This is a genomic window from Corynebacterium sp. 212_CJEI, assembly GCF_001055915.1.
GTDB classification, from domain to species: Bacteria; Actinomycetota; Actinomycetes; order Mycobacteriales; family Mycobacteriaceae; genus Corynebacterium; species Corynebacterium jeikeium_D.
This window is the reverse complement of record NZ_JVPT01000060.1, coordinates 1-8630: the sequence shown is the minus strand read 5'-3', so window position 1 is coordinate 8630 and position 8630 is coordinate 1. Positions and strand designations below refer to the sequence as shown.

The window sequence follows — 8630 nt, the reverse complement described above, 5'->3', positions numbered from 1 at the left end:
ACAGACGACTCGCCCTGCGGCGCGCTCGCCGGCTCTACGGCCTCAGGTTGAACAGCGGGCTGTTTCGGAGCGCGGGAATCGGAAACACAATTCCGTTCGCTGTTATTAGCTGCAGCAGCCTCCTGCGTCGGGTACTCGGAGTACTCGTCATAATCCTCGTCGACAGCGTGGTAGTTCGTGCCCCCGACAGCTGGAATAGTCGATTCTGTCTCAGCGGTGTCGCGATGTACTGCATCCGACTGAGCTTCCTCCACGTACTCAGCTGCCGGAAACGCCGGCTCCACTGGGGAAACTCGATTGGAGTGCGGTGCCCCATTCCGGACATCGAACACTGTGGTCTTTGCCGAATCGTAGTCGACATCCTCAACCTGACGGGCACGTCGCGGAGCCTGTCGGTTCCTCTGCGGCTCTTCGTCCAAAAGATCGTAGAGGTTACCGTCAGTATCCGGTTCGTCGTAAGGCGCGGGTTCGGGTGCGGATATACGGCTATCCGCGCCACGGCGGGACGCTCGGTAAGCAGGGCGACCGGTCGAACGAGACGAGGAATGTTGCGTGCGGCTGCTGTGGCTTGGGCGACGCTCAATTAGCTGCGTCGGCTGGTCAAAGTCCTCATCGGCATATGCGGTATCGGAATCCCAGCTCGCACGACGTTCCAGCATGTCATCGACATTGCCGTAGGGATCGTCCGATTCCGGCTCGTCGCCGGCACGACGCGAAGACCACTCGGAAAAGTTGAAGTATTCCTTAGTGGCATCGATAAGCTGGCGCACCGTCGCGCCAGAGAGCACCAGAGCGCCGTAAAAAACGATACCCAGCAACAAAACCACGGCGACCCACGAGGTAAACCCGGCTGCTAGCGGCGAACCGATATAACCACCAATTGCGCCACCAGCTGCACGTCGCCCCTGCCAGTCCGCAGGACGACCCGAGCCGATATGCACAATTGCGAGCAGCCCCACCACGATCAGCGAAGCTCCAGTGATGGTAGGTGTCAGACGTTCACGGCGCGGCATAGCATCCAGCATCATTAATACGGAAACAACACCGAGCAGCACCGGAAGTACAAAAGCGCCGATACCAATGAGCGTGCGCACTGCCGTTTCAATGAACTCCCCCACTGGCCCTGCCAGGTGGAACCATGTCGAGCCAGCGAGCACAATCGCCAACGCCAGCACGAGTAGTGCGAGGCCATCCTTCGATCCCGGTTCGCCACCCTCATCGAAGTCTGCGTCGAACTCGTCAGCTGGCACGGAGGCCGGTGCCGGCGGTTCAATTACATCGTCATAGCCGCTAGCTGCTTTACGACGCTTCCTACGGGGCTTCGTCGAAAAATCGGCGTCTCTTTCGCGCCGCGACATATTCTCCTCTTCATCTCGCTTATTTTTGCGACCGCCTACCCGACGGGCAAGACCGGCCACGCCGCGGGCAGTTTCAGTCCAGGCGCTGGCCAAGCTATTGCCCACGAACGACATGGCGCTAGGAGTGCGCTCGAATTCCTCCGTGGCACTGTGCACGGGGTATCGCCGCGTGGCATCTGTCTCCGCAGAGCGGGAAGATCCACGACGATTGTCAGTTCTGGTTCGGCTGGTCGCAGACATGACCATAACCTTACAGCTAACACCGGATCGTTTTCACATTAGTCACACGCGTGTCATTGTTTAACAGGCGGGCTGCCACGACTGTCCAGAACTGAGAACGTGATCTTAAAGGCTGTTGCGCTTGATGCCCGATTCGTCGCCGTCGATGGTGACGCGTACCTCGTCACGGCCATAGAGCCACAACACCAGTTCCCCGACGCTTCCGCGGACAGTCACAACCGGAGCACCCTTAGCACTGTTGTCGATTAGGGTCACCGCAACCCCGTCGTCGCGCATTAGCACCACGGTCGAGGTCGAACCGCGCAACATCATACGGCCGGCAGTAGTGACCAGGCGCCACAGGTCTGAAACTCCGGAGGGTGGCAGCTGACGAACGGTCCAACCTTCCTGGGCACGACGGACGTCCTCGTGGTGAACGAAGTTCTCCGCAGTGTTGACATAGCGGTCTGCCCAGTTCATTGGATTCCATCGCGGAGCACCACTGCCCCACTTCCCCACCACTTCGACGTAGGGCATTCGATTGACCTCAGCGGTAACAGCATCGAGGCGTTCCGAAAGCGCCTTGACGAACATCCCGCCAGCGGCATCCAGACGGTTTTCGCGAATGTAAAGGTGGTTGGCCAAATCCCGGGTTGTCCAGCCCTCGCACAAGGTCGGTGCGTCGGGGCCGACGCTAAGCAGTAGATTAGCTAGGTCTTCACGTTCCCGTTCAGCAAAAGTCATAGCTCCAGACTAGACCAGGCACGGAGAAGCCCGCATCCACACGGCTTTAGGTGGATGCGGGCTCTTACGCTAAAAGACGCTCTAGAAACTTAGATGCTTTCGCGCGACTCCTTGATTTCCTCATCGGTGACCTCTTCGGCTGCCTCTGAGGACATCGGCACGATGGTCGGAACAACCATCGGGCTGCGACGCCATTTCTGGTTAATGACGCGCTCGGTGCGGCGACGAACTTCCTGAGCCATACGGTATGGATTGTTCTCGCCACTGCCAGCCAGGTCAAAGAGAGTATCGTCAACGACCTGCTCGACGGTTGCGAGCACTTCCTTGGCGTCGTCCGAGTAACCGCGAGCCTGAGCCCGTGGCTTCTCCAACGGACGACCAGTGCGGTTATCGATGACGGCTGTGACGGTGATAAGACCACCTTCACGCATTTCAGCACGGTCTGCCAGCACGTCAGCGTCGACGTCACCCATGGTGACGCCATCAACGTAGAGGTTACCGACCGGAACCTGGCCAACTACACGAGCGCGGCCGTCAACGAGGTCGACAACCACACCGTTCTGAGCGAGGACAACGTTTTCTGGCTTCACACCAGTGGACACAGCCAGTTCCTTGTTGGCACGAATGTGGCGCCACTCACCGTGAATTGGCATGACATTCGACGGACGGGCTGCGTTGTAGAGGAACAGCAGCTCGCCGGCAAACCCGTGACCGGAGGTGTGAACCTTGGCATCCTTGCCAGTGATAACCGTGGCACCAATCTGGGCCAACATGTTGATAACGCCGAAGACCGCCTCTTCGTTACCCGGTACCAGCGAAGAACTGAGGATAATCAGGTCGCCATCACGGACGGTAATCTGACGGTGCTCACGACGGGCCATGCGAGACAGCGCAGCCATTGGCTCACCCTGCGTACCGGTAGTCACCAGCACGACCTTGTGGGGCGCCATGCGAGCGGCCTCGTTCATCTCCACGATGGTGTTCTCTGGCGCGGTCAGCAGACCCAACTCCTGCGCGATACGCATGTTGCGAATCATGGAGCGGCCGTTGAACGCGACCTTTCGTCCAGCCTTGACAGCTGCATCGATAACAGCCTGAACGCGGTAGACATTCGACGCGAAAGCCGCAACGATAACGCGCTGCTTTGCGTCCATAATCAGACGACGCAGGGTCGGAGCCAACTCCGCCTCGGAACCGGAGAAGCCCGGGATTGTGGCGTTGGTGGACTCACACAAGAAGAGGTCGATTCCCTCATCACCGTAGCGGCTCAGCGCCGGCAGGTCAGTCGGCTTTCCGTCCGGCGGGGTCTGGTCCATCTTCACGTCACCGGTGTGGACAACCATGCCAGCTCCGGTCTTAATGACGATGCCAAGGCACTCCGGAATCGAGTGGTTGACGTTGAAGAAACGCAGATCGAACGGACCACGCTGAATGTGGCTGGTGTCGTTGACCTCGATGACCTTCGGGCGCTGACGGTGCTCCTGTGTCTTGGCCTGAATCAGTGCCAAGGTAAAGCGGGAAGCAATAATCGGGATGTCCGCGCGCTGCTTGAGCAACCAAGGGATAGCACCGATGTGATCCTCGTGACCGTGGGTGACCACGAGAGCTTCCACGCGATCCCACTTGTCTTCCATGTAGGAGAAGTCAGGCAGAATCAGGTCAACACCCGGCTCATCCGAGCTCGGGAACAGCACGCCACAGTCGACGATAATCAGTCGGTTTTTGTACTCCAACACGGTCATATTGCGACCGATTTCGGAAATACCACCCAGCGCGACCACACGCAGACCGTCCTTGGGGGCCTTCGGCGGCGCGGGCAGACGTTGCGTCAAGTCTGCACCCTGCATCGACTGCACTACGTTACGACGGTTGCCGCCACGCCCGCCACGGCCACCCCGCGAATTATTTCCGCGGTTACCGCCACGGCCACCGCGACCACCACGAGAACCGCGGTTGGAAGAATTCGACGAACCTTGGGACTTCTTAGCGTTGCCGGCGTTCTTACGATCACCGGAACGCTGCGAGGACTTCGAGCCGTTGGATTTAGCTCCACCCTTGTCGGAGCCCTTGGATGCAGAGTTCTTGGACTGCTCTGCTGCAGCCACGTCAGACTCGGAAGGCGGACCGGCCTTACGAGTTACCTTGCGGGCGCGATTGCGTCCTTCAGCCACTACAGAACACCTGCCTTCCGCATAGCTTCTTCAAGCACCTCAAGCTGCTGGTCATTTGCTGCAATTTGCGGCAAGCGTGGATCTCCTATCTCAATGCCCTGCAGACGCAGAGCGGACTTAGCAAAACTTACACCGCCAAGTGCAGCCTGAGCGGCAAACAGCGGAGTCATCTTCGCGTGGGCTGCCTGCGCACCAGCAAGGTCTCCCTTGTCAAAGCAAGAGCGCACCTCAGCCAGCAGCTGCGGGGCTGCATGTCCAATAACGGAAATAAACCCGGTGGCGCCAACAGACAGCCACGGAAGGTTCAGCACATCGTCACCGGAGTACCACGCCAAATCAGTATTAGCGATAATGCCGGCGGCAGCTCCCAAATCCCCCTTGGCGTCCTTAACAGCCTGGATTCTCGGGTGCTCCGCCAACCGGTAAATGGTATCAACTTCAATCGGAATAACCGAACGCGGCGGAATGTCATACAAACACACCGGCGCCTCGGTTGCGTCAGCCACTGCCGTAAAGTGACGGTACAGCCCCTCCTGGGACGGCTTGGAGTAATACGGCGTGACGACGAGCAGCGCATCCGCGCCCGCCTCCACAGAAGCCTTTGCCAGCTCGATGGACCCGGCCGTGTCATTGGTGCCGGCACCGGCCACGAGCTTAACCTCGTCACCCATCTCTGCACGGACAGCTCGGAGAAGCTCAAGCTTTTCCTCAACCGTCGTAGTAGGCGACTCGCCGGTAGTACCGGCCAGAATGAGTGCATCGCAGCCACCGTCTACAAGATGACCAGCGAGCTGCACACCCGCCTTGACATCGAGGTTTCCGTCCTTATCAAAAGGGGTCACCATAGCTACGGCGACGGTGCCGAAAATGTCAGCACCGCGAGTTGACGCAATTCCTGTGCTCATTGTTGACTACCTTTTCTTAAAAATCTCAATCGACTATATCTTCACACTGTACGTGCGATTACCCCTCGAAGGCGTAAGGACTCGACGCGACGACCGACCCATCCTTCAGAGTGTTAATCTCAAAATCCCCAAAAGCAACAGGAGCACAGCGCTGCAGCTCCCGCAGGCAAGCCACTGCCAACTCCCGAATTTCAGCATCGGCATGCTCAGTCGCACGCATCGAAATGAAGTGGCGCCAAGACCGGAAATTACCAGTAACCACGATTCGAGTTTCGGTGGCATTGGGCAAAACCGCCCGGGCTGCCTGGCGTGCCTGCTTTCGCCGCAAGATAGCGTTGGGCTCGTCGGCCCACTTCTCTTCCAGTGCGTCTAATAACTCACCATAGGCGAAACGGGACTGATCAACCGCGCTTTCGAAAACTCGCAACAGATCCGGGTCCTCCGCAATTGCGGGAGGAACCACAACATTGTTGGAACTGGCCGGCACAAACCGCTGCGACAACTGCGAAAAGGAAAAGTGGCGGTGCCGTGTGAGTTCATGTGCACACGAGCGCGACAGCCCACGAACATAGATGCTTGCACTTGCGTGTTCAAAAAGTGAGGTGTGGCCTACCTCAAGCACATGTCGCAGATATCCCCTATTCGTCGCCGTTCGTGGATTGGGCTTGTCCCACGTTTCATAACAAGCCCTGCCGGAGAACTCAATCAATGCTTCCCCACCATCGGCATCGCTATCAAAGTCGATGTCCTCCGGCGGGAAGAAGTTGGTCGCGGCGATTAGCTGCGCCTTGAGAGTGACATTTTCAGACATTTTCAGTTAACTCCCGGCCATTAAAGTCCCAGGAACGGCTCCAGTCCCACAGTCAGGCCCGGAAAATCCTCAATCTTGCGCACACCCAGCAGAACGCCTGGTACGAAGCTGGTGCGCGAGTAGGAGTCCTGCTTGATGGTGAGCGACTGCCCTTCTGCACCGAAGATAACGGTCTCGTGAGCCACCGAACCGGTCATACGGACTGCGTGCACCGGAATGCCCTCGACCTCAGCACCGCGAGCACCATCGAGAGTTTGCTCAGTGGCGTCCGGCTGCTCCCCCATGCCGGCTTCCTTGCGAGCACGAGCAATAGCCTCAGCAGTGTGGATAGCGGTGCCCGAGGGGGCATCCTTCTTAAAAGGGTGGTGCATTTCGATAACTTCAGCGGAATCGAAGTACGGAGCGGCTAGCTCCGCCATCTTCATCGTCAGTACCGCGGAGATTGCGAAGTTCGGTGCAATAAGAACATTGGCCTCACCGTCGGCGTCGTCAAGCCAGCGCTGCACCTGATCGAGGCGCTCCTTGGTAAAGCCCGTAGTACCCACGACGGCGTTGATGCCATTCTTAATGCAGAACTCAAGATTGCCCATCACAGCGTCGGGCTGAGTAAAGTCAACAATGGTCTGCACACCAGCGGTGACAAGTTCATTCAGGTCATCGCCAGAGTCGAGACCCGCTGCCAGCTCCAAATCGTCGGCGGCTTCAACTGCCTCGCAGATGGTGGACCCTACCTTGCCCTTGGCGCCAAGTACGCCGACCTTGATATTGCTCACAGCTATTGTCCTTTCCCAACGGGTTTATCTTTCTCCCTTACCTTAGAATGTGTTGGCCAACTTGTGTGCCAATGCCCCCCGTCCGCTTTGCCTTTTTGTCGACTTACGACGGGGTTTTTGTTGCGCTAAGATTCCATGTCTTCGACAATTACCTATTTCTGTACCGATATATAGAAAGAGACTTCAATTGGTTTCTGAATCTGAAGATTCCGAACTCAGCCCAAGTTCGGAGGCACCACAGGCCGATGCGCCCAAAAGTGCTTATATGGCCATTTACGTGCTACTAGCTGCGGCATTCATGGCTATCTTGAACGAGACGGTCATGAGCGTCGCAATTCCCGTCGTCAAGGCGGACCTCGGAATCAGCGCAGCTACCGCAGGCTGGCTGACAACATCGTTCCTACTGACCATGGCAGTTGTCATTCCGGTCACTGGATTTCTCATTTCGGCAGTGCCGTTCCGCATTCTTTTCGCGGTCAGTCAAGGACTATTCGTCGTGGGCACTCTCATCGGTGCTTTCGCGCCAAACTTCGCGATCGTTCTGCTCGCACGCATTGTCCAAGCGTCCGGTACCGCAGTGCTGCTGCCGCTGCTGATGACCACGGTGCTCAACGTAGTACCGGAGCATGAGCGCGGGCGCATGATGGGACGAATGAGCGTGGTCATCGCTGTCGCGCCTGCTATCGGACCGACCATCTCCGGTCTCATTCTGGAGATTGCCAATAACAATTGGCATGCGCTTTTCGACACGATGTTGCCGCTCGGCCTAATTGTGCTGGTAGTGGGTGTCATTCTCGTTCCCAATATTGAGGAAAACTCCGCGAAGCCCATCGATATCCTCTCGGTGTTCCTCAGTGCCGGCGCATTCGGCCCGCTGGTGTACGCGCTGAGCCGCGTAGGCGCAGAGTTTTCGCTTATCGACGGAATCCTGTGCGCAGTCGGCATCGTGCTGTTGGTGTTCTTCATCATGCGCCAGCGCCGTTTGGCACCGCACAACCGAGCTCTGCTGGATCTTCGAACCTTCCGCACAAAGAGCTTTAGGCTGTCCACAATCATTCTGACCATTGGTTTCATGCTGATGTTCGGTGTGATCATCATTTTGCCGCTCTACCTCAATCTGCGAGGTGTCGACGTCAAGACTATTGGTTTGATTGTGATGCCTGGTCCACTGGTTATGGGTCTGATGGGACCGGCTGTCGGCCGGCTCTTTGACAGCTATGGTCCGCGCCCACTGGCAATTCCCGGCTCCATTGTCCTTGCCCTCGGTCTTTTCGGGCTCGGCTTCATCTCAGCATCGACTCCGCTATGGTGGATTGTCGCCTGCCACATCGTCCTTGAGATTGGCCTGGGGCTGCTGTTTACTCCGCTGTTCACATTCGGTCTTGGTGATCTTCCGAAGCGCCTCTACCCGGATGGCTCAGCAATCATGAACACGCTACAGCAGGTTGCCGGCGCTGTCGGTACCGCACTGTTTGTGGCGCTGTCAGCTGTTATTGCCACTGGCCTGTCCGGCACTGGTGCAGCAGCTCCTGCCGCCGACGACTTGATTCGTGGCTATAGCATTGCGATGTTTACCGCCGCGGGATTTGCCGTGGTGCTAATCTTCCTCACCACGCTGCTCAAGCCGCAGCGGAAGAAGATTGCATTAC

The 8630-nt window shown here is 57.7% G+C and carries 7 protein-coding genes; 1 reads left to right on the top strand and 6 read right to left on the bottom strand.

Annotation, left to right across the window (positions count from 1 at the left end):
• The 6 genes from ADB02_RS07125 to dapB form a co-directional block, all read right to left on the bottom strand.
• The coding region (locus ADB02_RS07125) for a DNA translocase FtsK 4TM domain-containing protein (RefSeq protein WP_049190256.1) at nucleotides 1-1598 on the bottom strand (1598 nt) is incomplete at its 3' end.
• 105 nt (nucleotides 1599-1703) lie between these two features.
• Complete coding sequence (locus tag ADB02_RS07120; protein WP_016422602.1) at nucleotides 1704-2321, bottom strand: TIGR03085 family metal-binding protein; 618 nt, start codon at nucleotides 2319-2321, stop codon at nucleotides 1704-1706.
• An 89-nt stretch (nucleotides 2322-2410) separates the two neighbouring features.
• Nucleotides 2411-4492: a ribonuclease J gene (locus tag ADB02_RS07115; RefSeq protein ID WP_016422601.1), complete on the bottom strand. Its 2082-nt coding sequence runs from the start codon at nucleotides 4490-4492 to the stop codon at nucleotides 2411-2413.
• The gene (gene dapA, locus ADB02_RS07110; RefSeq protein WP_016422600.1) at nucleotides 4492-5397 is read right to left on the bottom strand and encodes a 4-hydroxy-tetrahydrodipicolinate synthase; all 906 of its coding nucleotides are present in this window, start codon (nucleotides 5395-5397) and stop codon (nucleotides 4492-4494) included. Before dapA ends, ADB02_RS07115 begins: the two co-directional genes overlap by 1 nt.
• A 58-nt stretch (nucleotides 5398-5455) precedes the next feature.
• A complete protein-coding gene (thyX, locus tag ADB02_RS07105; RefSeq protein WP_016422599.1) occupies nucleotides 5456-6208 on the bottom strand; it encodes an FAD-dependent thymidylate synthase in 753 nt (250 codons plus the stop codon).
• Between the two features lie 20 nt (nucleotides 6209-6228).
• Nucleotides 6229-6981, bottom strand: a complete 753-nt coding sequence (gene dapB, locus ADB02_RS07100) for a 4-hydroxy-tetrahydrodipicolinate reductase (RefSeq protein ID WP_016422598.1) — start codon at nucleotides 6979-6981, stop codon at nucleotides 6229-6231.
• A 265-nt stretch (nucleotides 6982-7246) separates the two neighbouring features.
• On the opposite strand from dapB, the gene ADB02_RS07095 reads away from it, so the two are divergent.
• Nucleotides 7247-8630 (top strand): MDR family MFS transporter (locus ADB02_RS07095; protein WP_241482433.1); only part of this gene is annotated, 1384 nt, incomplete at its 3' end.

Coding starts and splice junctions, on each gene's coding strand:
- dapA (WP_016422600.1), bottom strand. CDS start 5,397: ATGAGCACAGGAATTGCGTCAACTCGCGGTGCTGACATTTTCGGCACC.
- thyX (WP_016422599.1), bottom strand. CDS start 6,208: ATGTCTGAAAATGTCACTCTCAAGGCGCAGCTAATCGCCGCGACCAAC.
- ADB02_RS07120 (WP_016422602.1), bottom strand. CDS start 2,321: ATGACTTTTGCTGAACGGGAACGTGAAGACCTAGCTAATCTACTGCTT.